This is a genomic window from Thiomicrorhabdus aquaedulcis (assembly GCF_004001325.1).
Taxonomy (GTDB): Bacteria; Pseudomonadota; Gammaproteobacteria; order Thiomicrospirales; family Thiomicrospiraceae; genus Thiomicrorhabdus; species Thiomicrorhabdus aquaedulcis.
In genome coordinates this window covers 2049338-2065722 of sequence record NZ_AP018722.1, presented here as the reverse complement: position 1 = coordinate 2065722, position 16385 = coordinate 2049338, and the positions used below count along the sequence as shown (strand labels likewise).

Here is a 16385-nt window from a genome sequence, read left to right as displayed (position 1 = left end):
GTTTTTTGTAACCAGGCCTGGTAGGGTAAGGTGGATTATGTGAGTTTAATCGAACATTTTGGATTGTTTTTAGTGTCGTTTGTGGCCAATTTTTTTTCGGCTTTAGCGGGCGGTGGCGCGGGGTTGTTGCAACTGCCGGCCTTACTTTTTTTAGGGTTACCCTTTGGCGTGGCGTTGGCTACTCATAAGGTAGCCAGTGTGTTTTTGGGGTTAGGCGCCACGGCACGTCATTTAAGATCGACACACTTTGACTGGCGTTTTTCTGGGTATATTTTACTGGCAGGCTTGCCGGGGGTAGTGCTGGGCGCGAGTCTTATTTTGCAGGTGAATGAACAAGTAGCGCAAGGTTTACTGGGTTTGCTTACCTTAGGCTTGGGGGTTTATTCGTGGTTAAAACCTCAGCTGGGGCAAGTGATGGTCACACAACACCGCGATTGGCCAGGCCTGGTCATTGGCGCTTTGGTGCTGTTTTTGATTGGAGTGTTAAACGGTTCTTTAACCTCGGGCACGGGATTATTTGTCACCATTTGGCTGATTCGCTGGTTTGGGTTGGACTACAAAACCGCTATTTCGTATACCTTGGTGTTGGTGGGCATTTTTTGGAACGGGTTTGGTGCGGCAACGCTGGGCGTGTTGGGTGAAATAAGATGGGACTGGTTGCCTGCATTAATCTTAGGTTCGTTGTTAGGCGGCTACTTGGGCGCGCATTTTGCGATTGTAAAAGGCAATGTATGGGTAAAGCGCAGTTTTGAAGTGGTTACGGTGCTGGTAGGGCTGTCACTGCTGTATAAGGCATTTATTTAAAAAAGATGGGCAAAAAATACCCGCGTAAACCTAGTTTGCGCGGGTATTTAATAATCATATTTTAATCACTGTGTTATCACAAACTCAACTCATAATTTAATTTGAGTTGAGAGTGTTAATTACTCAACGATTTCAACCGTTACACGACGGTTTTCAGCGCGACCAGCTTTGGTTTTGTTGCTGGCGATAGGCTGAGTTTCACCCATTCCAGATACGTCCATACGGTCAGCATTGATACCTTGGCTGGTTAAATAGCCTTTAACTGCGCCAGCACGTGCTTCAGACAACTTTTGGTTGTGCGCATCAGAACCGGTGCTGTCAGTGTGACCGACGATTTTTGCTTTGCTGGCAGGTACAGCACCCATGTACTTAACAAATTTGTCTAGTTCTGGGTAAGCAGTCGATTTTAAAACAGCTCTGTCAGTATCAAAATGTTCTTGAATGCCACCTAGTTTTAGCGGAGCAGGTTTTTCAACCGGTGCAGCAACAACAGGAGCAGGAGCAGGAGCTACTTCAGCAACTGGCTCAGGCTTAGGTTCTGCAATCCCTTCACATTTGTTGTTAGCGGTGTCCTTTGTCCAGTCGATAGAACGTACACAACGTCCCCAAGTATCGACTAAATAAGCACCGTCAGAGTTAACGATGTAAGCAGTAGTTTTAGCCGACGCTGGTTTTTCAGCCGCTTGAACAGAAGACATTGCTGCAACCGATAAAAGAGCGGCTGCTAAAGGCAAAAGTTTAGTTTTCATAGATAATTATCCTTATAGATAGTTAAGAAGGTAAGGTTTAAATAAATTAATGAGATTTTATACATTAAATATAACATTTAAAAGAGGGTTAAAAAATATTTAATGGCTAAAGTTGAGGGAGTTTAAGTTATTTGTCTATTTAACTTACGGTTTAACCTACGTTTATGCTTTTAATGGTATTTAAACAGAGAGAGCATTGCACCTTGCACGTGCAAATGTTTTTTTAAAGGTAGGTTTTAAACCGATTTTAGACCGACTTTTTAGAACGCCTCTTTAGGGCGCACAAATTGTGCTAAACGGCCATCACCCGCTTCAAGGCTAGACCAATTGTTGGGCATAATAAAATGCGCTAAAGCCGCCGTGGGAAACAGGTTAAAGTCTTGCTCTAGAGGTTGATTGCATAAATAGTTAAACAAACGTTCTAAACCAGGATTGTGGCCAATTAACATAATCCTTTGCGCCGTTGGTGCTTGCGCAAGTACGGTTTTTAAGGTGTCTAAGTCGGCCAGATACAGTTCTGGCACCACAATGGAATTGGCTGGGCATTCATTGCAGACGCGTTTAAGCGTCTGCTGGGTGCGAACCGCGGGCGATACCAAAATTAAGTCGGGCAATAACCCTTGGTTTTTTATCCATTTACCTATTTTAGCGGCGGTTTTTTTGCCCTTACTGGAAAGGGGGCGGTCAATGTCTGCGAGTTCGGCTTGTTGCCAGTCGGATTTGGCGTGCCTAAGCAAAATTAATTCACGGAGTTTGCTGGACATGTAAATGTTTCCTTATGCGGATTTTATACCGTATTGCTGACGATAAGCTTGCATGGCCGCCAAATAATGCGGTGCATTAGGGTCTTTAGAGTGGTGGGCTAGATAGTGAATAATATCGTTTAAATTGATAATGCTCATAACCGGAATGCCAAATTGTTGCTCGACCTCTTGAATGGCCGATAATTCACCCTGGCCTTTTTCCATGCGGTCTAACGCCACCACAACTCCGGCGGGCTGTGCGCCTTGTGCGGTGATGATGTCAATGGCTTCTCTAATGGCAGTGCCGGCGGTAATTACGTCGTCAATAATTAACACGTTACCTTGCAATGGATGGCCGACAATGTTCCCACCTTCGCCATGCGTTTTGGCTTCTTTGCGGTTAAACGCATAAGGTTTGTTAATTTGGTGATTAAGCGCCAACGCCACGCTGGTGGTAGCGGCCAAAGGAATGCCTTTGTAAGCTGGGCCAAACAGTACGTCAAATGCTAGGTTGGATTGCGCGATGGCGCTGGCGTAGCCGGCGGCCAGTGTGGCTAATTGTGCGCCGGTGTTAAACAGACCCGCGTTAAAAAAGTACGGGCTAACGCGCCCAGATTTTAAAGTGAATTCGCCCAGTTTTAACACGCCGGTTTGCATTACGAATTCGATAAATTGAGTTTTATCCATGAATTTTCTTTTTTAGTATCAAGTTTGAGTGGTTATCTTACTCTAAGGTCGCATTGAGGTAAACCAAGACAATCCTGCGCGAGATTAAGTTTGCCCGGCAAAGGTTTTTAAGGTTTGAATTTCGTGCGCCCAAATATCGGGGTTAATGGTTTCTAATGTCATGGGGATTTCATCAATTCGCGGGTCTTGCATGAGTTTTTTAAAAAAGTCCCAACCAATCTCGCCTTCGCCAAGACTGTGATGGCGGTCGAGTTTTTGCCCCAGCTTGGCTTTAGAATCATTAATGTGCATGCCTTTTAAATAGTTAAAACCCACCACGGTTTCAAAGTCGTGCATTACACCGTCGTAGTCGTTTTTTAAATCGTACCCGGCGGCATAGGCGTGGCAGGTGTCAAAACAGACGCCAATGCGGGTTTTGTCTTCAACTTTATCAATAATGTACGCCAGTTGTTCGTGTTGATAACCCAAGTTAGAGCCTTGGCCGGCGGTGTTTTCGAGTACGGCGCACACGTCGGTGGTTTGGGCTAAGGCAAAATTAATCGATTCGGCAATAAAGTCCATGCAACGGGTTTCGGACACTTCACGCAGGTGGCTGCCGGGGTGAAAGTTAAGCAAGCCAATGCCTAATTGTTCACAGCGCTGCAATTCATCTATAAAGGCGTCCAATGATTTTTGCCGTTGATCAAGATGCGGGTGACCTAAATTAATCAAATAACTGTCGTGTGGCAAAATCTGTTTGGCGTTGTAACCGTAGCGTTGGCAAGCGGCTTTAAAGTCGTTAATGCTTTGCGGGCTTAAGGGTTTGGCCACCCATTGACGTTGGTTTTTGGTAAACAGCGCAAAGGCCGTTGCCCCAATTTGATGGGCGCGCAATGGCGCGTTTTCAACACCGCCTGCGGCCGATACGTGAGCTCCAATGTATTTCATAGTGCATTCCCTAAAAGTAAGACGACTATTTTGACGCACTTTTTTGCATTTGGCACGTTTTCTGCATTAGTTGGTTAAAATAGGCGCTGGTGACAAAAGTTTGACAGTTATTGTAGCGCGGCGTATTTAAGCGATTTAGGAGAGTATTCATGGCCATTGATTTAAGAAATGTGGAACCGTTGGGATCAAAAAGCGTTTTGCTTGAGCAGGCGATGCGTCGCCATCGCGGCGCAAATAACGCGCAGGGCAAACGTTTTACCGACGATATGGACATGTCGGACATGATTACGCCCGATTTTGAATGGCTTAAAGACGATAAAACCGCCTTGCAAAGCCTGGTTAAGCAAATGGACGCGTCGATTGGTCAGTTGGCCGGTCAGGTACGCGACTTGGACGAACAGGCTAAGAAATCACGCACTGGCCTCGAAAAAGAACAGCAGTTGCTGTTTAAACAAATTTCTACTTTAAACAGTTTGCTTAAAAAGCAGGTGGATGTGTTTAGTTCGGTAGAGCGTCAAATGGCGCAGTTTGAAGTAAAGCAAAGCAATTTAATGCCGCAAATTGTAATAGGGTTAATTACGGGTTTAACCTCGGCTATTACCTTAATTGCCAGCGCACCTTGGTTAATGTCGCTAATTTAGTGGTTTAGCGTAATGGGTTGATGAACACATTGCGCTAAATAGATTTTAAATAAGTAAATAAATATTAAGTAGAGTAAAAAACCACTTTGTTTTTTCCAGAGGCTTTGGCTTGGTACATGGCTAAATCGGCTTTTTTAACCGCTTCATCGGCTGGTAAATTAATCGATGTTTGTGATGCAACGTAATCATAAACGCCAATACTGCACGACACATTAAGCGGGTTTTGGTCATATATCATGGGGGTTTGCAGCTGGGTTAATATGCGGTTTATGATGCTGTCGAGTTGCGCTCGATGTGCAATGTTTTGAATTAACAAAATAAATTCATCACCGCCAAGACGACACGCTAAATCGTCAGGTCTAAGCGATTCTTTGAGTAGGTGTGCAAAGCTTTTAAGCACGGCATCGCCTGCTTCATGGCCGTATTTGTCATTTACCGGTTTAAAGTTATCTAAATCAATAAACACCAAGGCCTGAGTCATGGAAGAGTCTGAGTTGTCTGCATCAATAACCGATGGCACAATTTTATTTAGCGTGGCTTCAAGCGAATGCATAAAATAATTGCGGTTCATTAATCCGGTTAAATGGTCAAAGTTTGCTTCTTTATTGAGCAGTAACTCATGTTTTTTTTGCAACGATATGTCGGTGTGCGTTCCATCCATTAACAAAGGCAGTCCATTGGGCGAGTGATCCACTACAAGCCCTTTGGCGTGAATCCAAACCCAATGACCCTTTTTGTGTTTTAACCTAAAGTCAGCTTGATAGGGAAGATTAGGATGGCTAAAGTGATGATTAATTTTTTGTTGCACGGCGTCTAAATCATCAGGGGCAACCAAAGCCTGCCATTTGGTGTAATTAAACGGCAATAACTCAGCCATTTGGTAACCAATTTGACTGGCATAGTGTTCGTTTATAATAATGCGGCCTGTTTCGGGGCTCCATTCCCACGTACCTACTCGGGTTGCATCAACAACTTGGCTGAGCCTTAAGTGTATTTGCCAAATTTTTCTACGGTAGCCTTCGGCTAATATAAAAGCCACTAAAATAACCAAAAACAATAATAAACCTAAGGCGATAAAGTGCCAATAATTAGACCAAATACTACTAAAAGTGGGTTTGGGTGTTACATCATAGGGCGATAATTTCATTTCTCTAAGCATGTTTTCAAAAGGCTTATAGTCTAATGGTGGTGCAAAATTGGCAATGCGGCCATGATTATTATGTTCTGACGGATTGTTAAATTGATACAGCACCGACAAGACTTCTCTAGACAGCGCAGAAGATACCTTGGGCATAATCACTACCGGCCATTCGGGCATAAGCTGAGTAGAGAGTAAAAATGGGAAACTTTTAAGGGTTCTTTGATTTATGACTCTAATCGCTTGCGGTGACAAATCTCCCCGTTCAAACCAATCTTCAAGCACGCCTGTTCGCACAAACCCTACGTCTGCATCGCCCAGTAAAATAGCCTCAACAACGGCATCGTTGCAACCAACTTCGAGCAAATTTAGGTTGGTATAATTGAGGTTGGCTTTGTGCAGTTCGTACAAAGGCACTCTATAAGCACCTGTATTGATTAGGCTAGGTGTGGCAATTTTGGCATGCTGTACATCTTGTAAGTGGGTAAATTGAGTGTTGTTAGCCAGGGTAAATATAACGCCACCTAAGCTGGTGGTGGCAACGCCTTCATATTGGCGCTGCACTGTAGCCGCGACCCCGGTGATAAAGTTTTCGTGACGAATTTCTTCATACAAATTAGGGCTTGTAATCAGCACATCCACTTGGCCTTTGCGTACCGCTTCTTTTAAGTCTGGTGCACTGAGGACGTTTAATTGAATGTCTAAGTTGGGTAACTTTAAGGCCATAAATGAGATTAAGGGCTGATATTCTTGCGTCACTTTAAGCGGCGATTGATAAGCGTACACCCCTACAACAAGCGGCTGTTTGGCGGCATTGACTGTGTTTAGTTGCATGCTTAACAGAAGCGTGAATAGACAAAAAAGTATTTTCACAAGCAGGTATCCGTATGGATCTTTTGCTGTGTTAAGGTTTTGATTAACCCCGCTTGATACAGTATTTGGCTTATTGTTTGTGTATTTTGGTCAAAGTCGTTGGCCAGCATTTTGTGGTTAATTTCTTTTGAGGGTAGCGTTATATCGGCCAAAGCCTGAACAATTTGGGCTTGTGTAAGTCCTAGGTTATCGGCTATTTGGTAGCTGGATTCTTGAAAGTCGCGTTTAATAAGTTCAAGCCCTGCAAAATGTGCCTGGGTTAAGCGTTTAATGGTTTGTGGTCGCTCATGGCACAGTGGGGTTCTTACGGCCAGTACGTCTATAATTAAGTCGGGGATTTGACGGCTGTCAAACACAATATGGGCGTTGGCGGGCAGTATTTTTTGCGCAATGGGATCGTAAGTAATTAAATAGTCTAGGTCTTGAGTTTGCCAAGCGTTTAAATGGTTGGGTGTGGCGAGTGGCACCAATTTTAAGTCTTTAGGGCTGAGTTGATGGTGTTTTAAAAAAGCCGTTAGCATTAATTCGCCACAGCTCCCGCTTCGTAAGCCAGGGTTTTACCAATTATGTCGTGTTTAGTTTGATTGGGTTGGCGTGCTAATATTTTATCCGCACCGGTGGATACATTAGTAACCAATACAATGGTTAAATCGACACCTTGTTCTTTTAATAACAGCACTTCGTCTAAGGTTAAGTAACCTGCATCCAGCTCTGCGTTGCGCAGTTTTTGCTGAGTTTGTAAGGCTGAAGTGGTGTGTATTAACGAAAATTCAGCGGGTAATAAATTGTGTTGTTGAGCAAGGTGAATGGGCTGATACCCCAGCCAAGGGTGCACGCCTATTGCTAAAGTAGTATTGTTGCAGCCTGTTTGGGTTAACGTTAGGGTTAAGGCGATAAAAAGTGAAATCCCACGTGCGAGCCATAATGACGTGATCGACCTATTTATCTTATTTAAATTTATTGATGGCATCGATTTAACCCTTGCTAAATGAGATCTTTCGCGCCTCACTCATGCAAAGGTCTCTAAACAATAAAAACTAAGTATTGAAATTAACCATAAGGTTAACTTTTTTATTCCATTATGTCGAGCGCGTTTTGTGCTGTTTGTTTAAGGCAACTTTTAGGTTTAAGCCAAACGTGCGGTGCGTAAACAGGGTGGGGGTTTAGTCATCATAATGGTTCTTTTTAAATGGGCAAAACCGTTATTTTGCCTTTGACCAGGCCTGGTCAAAGCTGTTTTTGGCGTGTTATTATGAAAAAATGATGTTTTTAATGAGTTTAATGGGCTTTATAGGTGAAAAATGCAATTTGAAGTGATTCGTAATTTAGAGCTTACCGCATCGGGTATTGAAAGCCCTGCGTTTGAATTGACGTTGCGGGCGTTAAACTCAGCCAACGATAATGAGTTAGACTGCACGCTCGACTATCAGCCTGGCGATTGGGTGGCGGTGAGCGTGACCAATCACCCGCAAGTGGTGGCGTTAATGTTAGCGTCGTTAGGGTTAAGCGGCGATGAGTCTGTTGTTTTGCGTAATGTTCACAGTACCGCTCGCCAAGCACTCATTGAGCGTTTAGAACTTACCCGTGTGAATCCGGCGATTTTAAACAAAATGCAACAACAGTTAGGATTGGGCGATTGGCAAAATCGTCAAGCAATGATCGACTACGCTTACGCACGCGATATGCTGGATGTGTTGGCCGAGTTTCCCAGCTTAGTGAATTTGGGGCTTGAGTTTTTAAACTGGATGTCGCCTCTGGCACCACGCTATTATTCGATTGCCAGTGCGCCCAATGGGGTTGGTTCGTCTGGTTATTTGTCGGGTTCTGTGACTCAAGAGATAAACCTCATTTATAAGCTAGTGCAGTTTACGCCCGCTGTATCGAGCCTGACCGCACCTCGGCAACGCTTTGGCGTGGCCACACGATGCTTAAGCCTTTTAAGCGTAGGCGATGTGGTGCAAGCCGATGTAAAACCCAATCGCAACTTTAAATTGCCCACTAACGAACGCTTGCCCATTATTATGATTGGCGCGGGCACGGGGATTGCGCCGTTTATAGGGTTTATGCAACAGCGCGTTGCGCAAATGAGCCATGTAACAATGCAGGATGTTAAGTTTGAGGATGACCAGGCCTGGTTAGATGCTTCGCATAACGTGCTGTTTTGGGGTGAGGCGAGCGCGCAAACGCACTGTTTAAAATGCCACGATTTGCGCACTTGGGAAGCCGCTGGGCAGTTACAGTGGTTTGCGGCTTTTTCACGCGATCAAGCGCACAAAGTGTATGTGCAAGATTGTTTGTGGCAACAGCGCGCCTTGGTTTGGCAGCAGTGGCAAAAAGGGGCGGTGGTGTATGTGTGTGGTGCTCAAGCCACCATGGCCAAAGCGGTTGAGCAAACGTGGAGTGCCATAATGCAAAGTCTGGGCGGTTTAAGCCAAGCTCAAGCCGACCAGGCCTGGTTAGACGCTAAAGCTCAAAAACGCATTCAGTTAGACGTGTATTAAGAGCGATGGCTTAATGCTAGTTGAGGTTAATTACGGTTAATTGCGCGGGTTTAAGCGCGCAAGGGTCGCACATTATTCAAACGTCAATTTAAACCCAGCGGCTTCCAGTCGTTTGGCTTCGGTTTCTAAATCTAACCGCGTTAGCGGGTGCTCATTAAGCCATTGATTGGTAAATTTTAAGTGCACTTCGTTGGTGTTTTCAATGCTTAATACGGGGTCTACGTCTTCTAGGTCGCGGCCTCGGTGAATGCGTACCGCTAGGCGCAGCAGGACGGTTAGGCAAATCAATTGTTCACTAAACTCTTTTTCTAGCTCGTCGTACACCGTAGGAATGAATTTGCCTCGGTGGTTGAGCATCATCGTGCTTAAAATTTGTTTTTCTTGTTGGTCAAACCCGGCCATGTCAGCTTGTTCAATTAAATACGCACTGTGCTGACGATAGCGTTTGTAGCTGATTGCAATGCCGCATTCGTGAAGCATACACGCCCATTTAAGCAGGCGTTTAAAGTCGTATTCGGTTGGGCGTAATGGCCAAATGGTGTGTGCTTGCTTAAACAGTGAACGAGCCGTTTGAGCCACGTGATTGGCTTGTTGAACGTCTACTTTCATCCATTGTTGCATGGCGTTTACGCTTATTTCACGCGCGTCTTCGGCGTATAGTCGGCCTAATGTATCAAACACTAAGCCTTCACGTAGGGCGTTGGCCGACACGTTCATTTGCGCGATATTAAGTTCTATAAACGTGGCCATTAAAATGGCTAAGCCGCCAATAAGAACGGGGCGGCGTTCGTCTTTTAAGCCTTCAAGTTTAATGTCATCGGCCGAACCCGCGGCAATAAGTGCTTCGCTGAGCTTGACCATGGCCGGTAAGGTAATGCCGTTGTCTGACCACCCGTTGGCTTTTATAATTTCGCCAATTGATTTAATGCTGCCCGATGCGCCAATGGCCGTGTCCCAACCCAGTTTTTTAAGCTTGTTGCGGTGTGGGCGCAGGGTTTGACGGCAGCAGGCAATGGCGTAATTTAAGCGTTCAAGGGTAATAGCACCTTTAGGAAAGTGACTTTGCGTGATGCTTACACAGCCCATTTCGGTACTGCTTAAGTGTTGGTTGTCAAAGTGTTTGCCAATAATATATTCAGTACTGCCACCGCCAATGTCCATAACCAAGCGTTGCTCGTCATTATTGGGCAGCCCATGCGCTACGCCTAAATAGATGAGTCGGGCTTCTTCTTGGCCGGCAATAATTTGTATTTTATGCCCCAAAGCTTTACTGGCTTGGGCTAAAAAAGAGCGACTGTTGGTGGCGTTGCGCAATGTATTGGTGCCTACCGCGCGCACATTTTGCGTGGGTATACCATTAATTAACTGGCCAAAACGCTCTAAACAGGCAATGCCACTGCTAAAGGCTTTTTCGGACAATTCTCCGTTTACACCCAAATCGGCACGCAAACGCACCATCTCTTTATGTTTGTCGACCACTTGCATTTGACCGTGAATTTCGCGGGCTATAATCATGTGAAAGCTGTTTGAGCCTAAGTCAATGGCGGCATATAAAGACTGGTCGGCCGAATCGGTTGCGTTACCCGATGGCGTGTTTTGAGGGATTTCGGGGGGCAAATTGGGCGTGTTTGTCATGGGCAAGGCTCTCAAATAGGCGAACAATAAACCGTATTGTCCGCGCGGTTTTGCGGTAGTTTACTTTTTTTGCGCCGCGCGTGCACCATAAAAAGCCGCTTAATATTTGGGAGGAACGCTTGATGAGGTTTAAGCGAACACAAAATGTTTTGACAGGAAGACTGCGTCTATTTTTATATCGGTCTTTAACGAGCTTTAACATACATTGACCGACCTTTACAAGGAAGTGAGTGTAAAGGCCGTGTTTTTAAAAAGTTTAGGCTCGAGTGTATTTTTCGATAAGGGTTTGTTGGGCGCTAAACAGGGGTTGGTCGTTTTGTTTACGCGTGTATTCGTCATTGGGTTGCAACTGCCACGCACCCACATTGTCTTCTAAGTACATGGCCAAGCCTTCGGTGTACACCTGCTGAAAGCATTTGGGGTCTAAAATGGGAAAGCAGGTTTCAACCCGCGCCAATAAATTACGTCGCATCCAATCGGCGCTGGCGCAAAACAGTTCGGGTTGGCCTTGGTTTTCAAAATAGTAGATACGGTGATGCTCTAAAAATCGGCCAATAATAGAAGTAACCGTAATATTTTCGGACAGGCCTGGTACGCCGGCGCGCAAACTGCAAATGCCGCGAACAATTAAATCAATTTTAACGCCCGCGCTCGATGCGTCGTACAGCGCATCAATAATGGTGCGCTCTTCAAGGCCGTTCATTTTGGCAATGATGCGGGCGGGTTTGCCTTGGCGTGCACTGGCGGCTTCACGCGCAATGCGCTCTAACATGCCGCTGTGCAGAGTAAAAGGCGATTGCAACAACACTTCCATGTGCTTGGTGTCGCCCAAGCTGGTAAGTTGCTGAAAAATTTTAGACACGTCGCGCCCAATCGCCGGATTAGCGGTCATTAGGCCAAAATCGGTGTAAAAACGGGTGGTAATGTGGTGGTAATTGCCGGTGCCCATGTGGGCGTAATGGCGTAATTTGTCGCCTTCACGACGCACCACCAAAATCATTTTAGCGTGGGTTTTGTAACCCACCACGCCGTACACCACGTGTGCGCCCGCATCTTGCAAACGGGTGGCTTGAATAATGTTGGTGTCTTCGTCAAAGCGTGCGCGCAGTTCAATCACGGCGGTGACTTCTTTGCCATTTTTGGCGGCACGCTCTAAGGCTTTAATAATAAGCGAGTCTTGACCGGTACGGTACAGCGTCATGCGAATGGCTAGCACGTCGGGGTCGTTGGCGGCTTGCTGCAAAAAGTCGATAACCGGAGCAAAGGCATCGTACGGGTGATGCAATAAAATATCGCGTTTTTGCAGTTGCTCAAAAATATTAGCCGGCTCTTTTTGGCGATTAAAAAGCGAAAGGCATTTTTTTGGGGGCGCTTAGCTTCGAATACTTTGGGGCTAAACGGTGGGTAAAGTAGGTCGGGGCGATTTACTTTGCCTGGCACGGCGTCTAAACGGTGCAAGTTAACCGGGCCGTTTACTTGGTACAGTGCGGTTTCATCCAGTTTAAAACGCTCTAATAAGTAATCCACAATGTGACGCGGGCAGTTGTCGGCCACTTCGATACGAATGGCGTCGCCGTATTGACGAGTTGACAGCTCGCCTTGCAGGGCGCTCATAATATCGTCTACTTCTTCTTCGTCAATAAACAGATTGGTGTTGCGGGTAACTCTAAATTGGTAACAACCTGTAACGGTCATGCCTGGAAACAATAAGGACACATTGGCGTGCAAAATGGACGATAAAACACAAAGTCGTTTTCACCAGAGGTCGCTTCACTGGGCAGTTTAATAAGGCGCGGTAATGAGCGTGGTACCGGAACAATGGCCAAGCCGTTAGAGCGTCCAAACGCGTCTTTGCCTTCGAGCGAAACAATAAAATTAAGCGTTTTGTTGAGTACGCGCGGAAACGGATGCGAGGGGTCTAATCCTACGGCGCTTAATACGGGTTGAAGTGCTTCGATAAAATAATGCTTAATCCAATCGCGCTGCTCTTGGTTCCAGTGGTTGCGACGTAAAAAACGAATGTTTTCTTTTTGCAGTTCTGGGGTTAGTACGTTGTTTAGGGTGTGGTATTGCTCCTCAACAATTTGATGGGCGGCCTTAGACAGACATTTAATGGCTTCGATGGGCGAATGGCCGTCGGGTTGCGTGACCGCGCTAGGGTCTTTGGCCAGCTCGTATAAGCTGGCAAGGCGCACTTCAAAAAATTCGTCCATGTTGGTGCTGGAAATGCATAAAAACTTTAAGCGTTCAAGCAGCGGAACATCAGGGTTTAGGGCTTGAGCGAGTACGCGACGATTAAACTCTAATAAACTGCGTTCGCGGTTTATATAACGTTCGGCGGGTTGAATTTGGGTAGAAGATAACGTCGGTTCGTGAACAAGCATGAATAAATCCTAACAAGCGGTTAAAGGAGGTTTAATAGGTAATCTTGTTATTCTATCGCGTTAAGCGCCATAAAACATGACAGCTGTATTAAATGCGCTTTTTAGATGCATTTTGACGTTTAACCAGGCCTGGTCAAAGACCAATTAATTAGGTTTGGCTACGTCGTTGGCTTGGGTGTCAGGTTCTGGTTGGTCGTGCGTGAGTTCTTGGCATTTGGCGTGCGATTGACAGCCGCACTGAGGAACAAAATCAATGCCTCCTGGATTGGCCGGATGACAACGGCCAATGCGCTTTAACGCCAGCCAACTGCCACAAAACACGCCGTGTTGTTTTAGCGCGTCAATGGCGTAGTGTGAGCAGCTCGGGTAAAACCGACAGCGTGGTCCTAGCAGTGGGCTAATAAACAGTTGATAACCACGCACTGTGCCAATAAGCAACCAAATAATGGGGTTGTTTGAGTTAAAGGGTTTCATGTGGTTGGTTCTTTATATAAAAATTTTCTTGGGCAAAAAAACCTTGGCGGTGGATTTGCAACCAGGTTTCAAGTTGTTCAATCGGCAACGGGCGGCTAATAAAATAGCCTTGGGCTTTGTTGCAGTTAAGGGCGCTTAAAAAAGTGAGTTGCGCAAAGGTTTCTACGCCTTCGGCGACGACTTGCATGTTTAAACTGTGTGCCAAATTAATAATGGCTGTGGCAATGCTCGCGTCTTCCTCATCGTTGGGTAAGCCGTCTACAAAGCTTTTATCTATTTTTAAAATGCTTAAGGGAAACTTTTTTAAATAACTTAATGACGAATAGCCGGTGCCAAAGTCGTCTACCGACAAACCAAAGCCTTCGGCTCGAATGTTGTTAAAGCGCGAAATGTTTTCGGTCACGTTGCCCATGATGGTGCGTTCGGTTAGCTCAATTTCAAGAAGGTGGTGGCTAATGTTGGCCTGTGTCATCATCACTCTAATGGTGTCTAAAAGTGCGGGTGTTCAAATTGCACGCCACTGACGTTAAGGGCAATGTGCAAATAATCAAAAGGGCTGTTTTTCCAAGCGTTTAATTGGTTAATGCAGGTTTGTGCTACCCAGTCGCCAATGGCAATAATTTGATTGCTCTCTTCGGCAATCGAAATAAACTCATCGGGTGGCACATTGCCTAAAATGGGGTTGTTCCACCTAATTAAGGCTTCAACGCCAACAATGAGACCGGTTTTAAGCTCTATTTGCGGTTGGTATACCAACGAGAACTCTTTATTGCGAATGGCATTACGCAGGTGTTTTTCGACCTGAGTACGCTTGGAAAGGTCTTGTTCCATAACGTCGTTGTAAACCGAAAAGGTGTTTTTGCCAGCGGCTTTAGACTGATACATGGCGGTGTCGGCGTGCCGCAATAACGTATCAACATTGTGACCGTGCTGGGGGTACAAGGCAATGCCAATGCTGGCAGATACATGCAACTCGTCTTCGTTTACTTTAACCAAACGTTCAATTTGCGAAAGCAAACGTAACGATATTTGCGCCACATCGTGTTCTGAGACGCCGCCGAGCATCAGCACAAATTCATCACCACCAAAGCGACAAATATGGGTGGCGTGGGCGGCATCACGCAAGGTATGGGTGATGCGTTTAGCAATAACCTTTAAAAGCTCGTCGCCTACGCTGTGCCCTAGAGTGTCGTTGACTTGTTTAAAACCGTCTAGGTCTAAAAAGAACAGTGCAAAATGACTGATGTTTTTTTGGTGAATCAGGTGTTCTATTTGCTGCTTGAAATGGGTGCGATTTTCAAGCTGAGTGAGTGGGTCGTAATAGGCCAGTTGTTTAATTGCGGCTTCGGTACGACGCTGATAGGTTATATCTTTTATAAACAAGCTTATCTCTAAGTCATTTTGTACGCTTAAAATGGCCGTTGCTACTTCGGCCGTAAGGCGTTCGCCGTTTTGGGTGCGCAAGGTAACTTCGGTGCGATTGGTTTTGCCTTGCTGGCGTTGTAAGTTTATGTTGTTTGAAAAAATGTCAATTAAAAGGGCTTCGTTTTGGCGGTCGGATGGCTGAAGATTGTCGGGGTTTTCAAAAATAAGACAGACAATGCATTGTCCCAAAGCATGCTCTTGTAAATAGCCAAAAAGGCGAGTGGCTTCGGGGTTCCATTCTTGAATGTAGCCTTGACGATTGGTGACAATCACCGCGTCCTGAGAGGTGCGAATAATTTGGGTTAGGCGGTTTTGCGCTTGTTGCAGTGTTTTGGTGTAGCGTATTCCCAGCAGTAACAAGAGCATTAATGCGGTGTAAAAAAGCAGTGCTAATAGAGCACTGAATATAACAGGCCAGGCCTTAAGCTCGCTTAATGGCCAATGATGAGTAATATGCAGCACGGTGTTGGGGCTGGATAAGTTTAAAGCAAATTTGCTGCTAAAGGTTTGTTTAAGCCAGGGCAGTTCATAGAGGGTATCTGGCAAGCTGTTTATGAGGGTTTTACTCACCTCAAGCGTGCCTGATTGAAAGGATACGATGATGCGTATTTTTTTGTCTGCAAAAAGGGTCTCTACCATATCTAGCAGTATTTTTTCGGTTGGTGTCGCCATAAACGCGACGCCTTTAATTTGGCGTTGCCGTTCTTCAGTACCCAGGCTTTTAGGGTTGCTTAAATAGACGGGTTTTAAAAACAAAGAAAATATTTCATGCTCTAAAGAGTTAGGGTTACGACGAACAGTTAATTGCGTTGTTTCTGCAAAAAATTGATTGTTTTTAATGGCCTGATCTAGTTTTAACGCAATATTAGGCAAGCTGAGCAAATCTTGTCCTAAATAAATAGAGTGTTCTGGTGAGAGCGGGGCAATCAGGTGAATGGCTAAGTGTTGGTCAGTGGTATTGGCCGTTTCTTGTAAAAATAAGTTTTTGTTTTCAATGGTAAAGTCTTCATAACCTAAGTTTTTTTGTTGGTTTTCAAAGATATAAGCGTGTTCTTTTTGGATAAGCTGCGCCAAACCAATGGCTTCTATGTGGTCTATTTTGTCAACCAAACCTTGTGAAAATTGCTCGTAAGCAGTATCCGATTTAATAAGGTCTGAGGCGTAAAACTGTGACAATGCATTAAGCAAGGTTTCAGCACGCTTAGCTTCAGTGAGTTGTTGTTGCATGAGCCGAGTAATGTTGTCTTCAAACACCGTTTCAGCGGCACGAAATTGTTGATTAATTTGAGCAATCACCGCTAGGCTGACAAACAGCAGAGCGGCCAAAGTTAGTAACAGACTGGTTTTTAAAGACATTTGGCCTTGCAGGCTTGCTAAAAAGCCATGTTTGGCACGTTTGTTAAG

The 16385-nt window shown here is 45.2% G+C and carries 13 protein-coding genes and 2 pseudogenes; 3 read left to right on the top strand and 12 right to left on the bottom strand.

The window, feature by feature from the left end:
• The first annotated feature begins 39 nt into the window (after nucleotides 1–39).
• Complete coding sequence (locus tag EP181_RS09450; RefSeq protein WP_172959739.1) at nucleotides 40–804, top strand: sulfite exporter TauE/SafE family protein; 765 nt, start codon at nucleotides 40–42, stop codon at nucleotides 802–804.
• 119 nt (nucleotides 805–923) lie between these two features.
• Here EP181_RS09450 and EP181_RS09445 read toward each other — a convergent pair whose 3' ends face one another.
• The 4 genes from EP181_RS09445 to nfo all read right to left on the bottom strand — a co-directional run bounded on the left by EP181_RS09445 (nucleotide 924) and on the right by nfo (nucleotide 3910).
• On the bottom strand, nucleotides 924–1553 hold the full coding sequence (locus EP181_RS09445) for an OmpA family protein (protein WP_127471412.1): 630 nt from the start codon (nucleotides 1551–1553) through the stop codon (nucleotides 924–926).
• Nucleotides 1554–1813: 260 nt separating this feature from the next.
• Nucleotides 1814–2317, bottom strand: coding sequence for a SixA phosphatase family protein (locus tag EP181_RS09440; protein ID WP_127471411.1), 504 nt, complete (start codon nucleotides 2315–2317; stop codon nucleotides 1814–1816).
• A gap of 12 nt (nucleotides 2318–2329) precedes the next feature.
• Nucleotides 2330–2983: an orotate phosphoribosyltransferase gene (pyrE, locus tag EP181_RS09435; protein ID WP_127471410.1), complete on the bottom strand. Its 654-nt coding sequence runs from the start codon at nucleotides 2981–2983 to the stop codon at nucleotides 2330–2332.
• Nucleotides 2984–3067: 84 nt separating this feature from the next.
• On the bottom strand, nucleotides 3068–3910 hold the full coding sequence (nfo, locus tag EP181_RS09430) for a deoxyribonuclease IV (RefSeq protein ID WP_127471409.1): 843 nt from the start codon (nucleotides 3908–3910) through the stop codon (nucleotides 3068–3070).
• Nucleotides 3911–4059: 149 nt separating this feature from the next.
• Between nfo and EP181_RS09425 the strand changes: the two genes are divergently transcribed.
• Nucleotides 4060–4551: a hypothetical protein gene (locus tag EP181_RS09425; protein WP_127471408.1), complete on the top strand. Its 492-nt coding sequence runs from the start codon at nucleotides 4060–4062 to the stop codon at nucleotides 4549–4551.
• A 64-nt stretch (nucleotides 4552–4615) separates the two neighbouring features.
• On the opposite strand, the gene EP181_RS09420 is transcribed toward EP181_RS09425, so the two are convergent.
• The 3 genes from EP181_RS09420 to EP181_RS09410 are packed head-to-tail and all read right to left on the bottom strand — an operon-like array spanning nucleotide 4616 to nucleotide 7532.
• On the bottom strand, nucleotides 4616–6523 hold the full coding sequence (locus EP181_RS09420) for a diguanylate cyclase domain-containing protein (protein WP_127471407.1): 1908 nt from the start codon (nucleotides 6521–6523) through the stop codon (nucleotides 4616–4618).
• A gap of 35 nt (nucleotides 6524–6558) precedes the next feature.
• On the bottom strand, nucleotides 6559–7083 hold the full coding sequence (locus tag EP181_RS09415) for an ABC transporter substrate-binding protein (protein WP_127471406.1): 525 nt from the start codon (nucleotides 7081–7083) through the stop codon (nucleotides 6559–6561).
• Complete coding sequence (locus EP181_RS09410; protein WP_338064733.1) at nucleotides 7083–7532, bottom strand: ABC transporter substrate-binding protein; 450 nt, start codon at nucleotides 7530–7532, stop codon at nucleotides 7083–7085. The genes EP181_RS09415 and EP181_RS09410 overlap by 1 nt, the downstream gene beginning before the upstream one ends.
• Nucleotides 7533–7863: 331 nt before the next feature.
• On the opposite strand from EP181_RS09410, the gene EP181_RS09405 reads away from it, so the two are divergent.
• Entirely contained in the window at nucleotides 7864–9063 is a 1200-nt protein-coding gene (locus tag EP181_RS09405) for a flavodoxin domain-containing protein (RefSeq protein WP_127471404.1), read from the top strand.
• A gap of 72 nt (nucleotides 9064–9135) precedes the next feature.
• On the opposite strand, the gene ppx is transcribed toward EP181_RS09405, so the two are convergent.
• From ppx to EP181_RS09380, 5 genes and pseudogenes are all read right to left on the bottom strand, one after another.
• The gene (ppx, locus tag EP181_RS09400; protein WP_127471403.1) at nucleotides 9136–10698 is read right to left on the bottom strand and encodes an exopolyphosphatase; all 1563 of its coding nucleotides are present in this window, start codon (nucleotides 10696–10698) and stop codon (nucleotides 9136–9138) included.
• 256 nt (nucleotides 10699–10954) lie between these two features.
• Complete coding sequence (ppk1, locus tag EP181_RS12810) at nucleotides 10955–11983, bottom strand: polyphosphate kinase 1 (RefSeq protein ID WP_338064732.1); 1029 nt, start codon at nucleotides 11981–11983, stop codon at nucleotides 10955–10957.
• Nucleotides 11908–13082, bottom strand: a pseudogene (locus tag EP181_RS12805) (polyphosphate kinase). Before EP181_RS12805 ends, ppk1 begins: the two are co-directional and overlap by 76 nt.
• Before the next feature lie 144 nt (nucleotides 13083–13226).
• Nucleotides 13227–13556 carry a membrane protein insertion efficiency factor YidD gene (gene yidD, locus EP181_RS09390; protein WP_127471402.1) on the bottom strand — a complete coding sequence of 110 codons (330 nt, stop codon included), beginning with the start codon at nucleotides 13554–13556 and terminating at the stop codon, nucleotides 13227–13229.
• Nucleotides 13543–16208, bottom strand: a pseudogene (locus EP181_RS09380) (bifunctional diguanylate cyclase/phosphodiesterase). Before EP181_RS09380 ends, yidD begins: the two are co-directional and overlap by 14 nt.
• Between the last annotated feature and the right edge of the window lie 177 nt (nucleotides 16209–16385).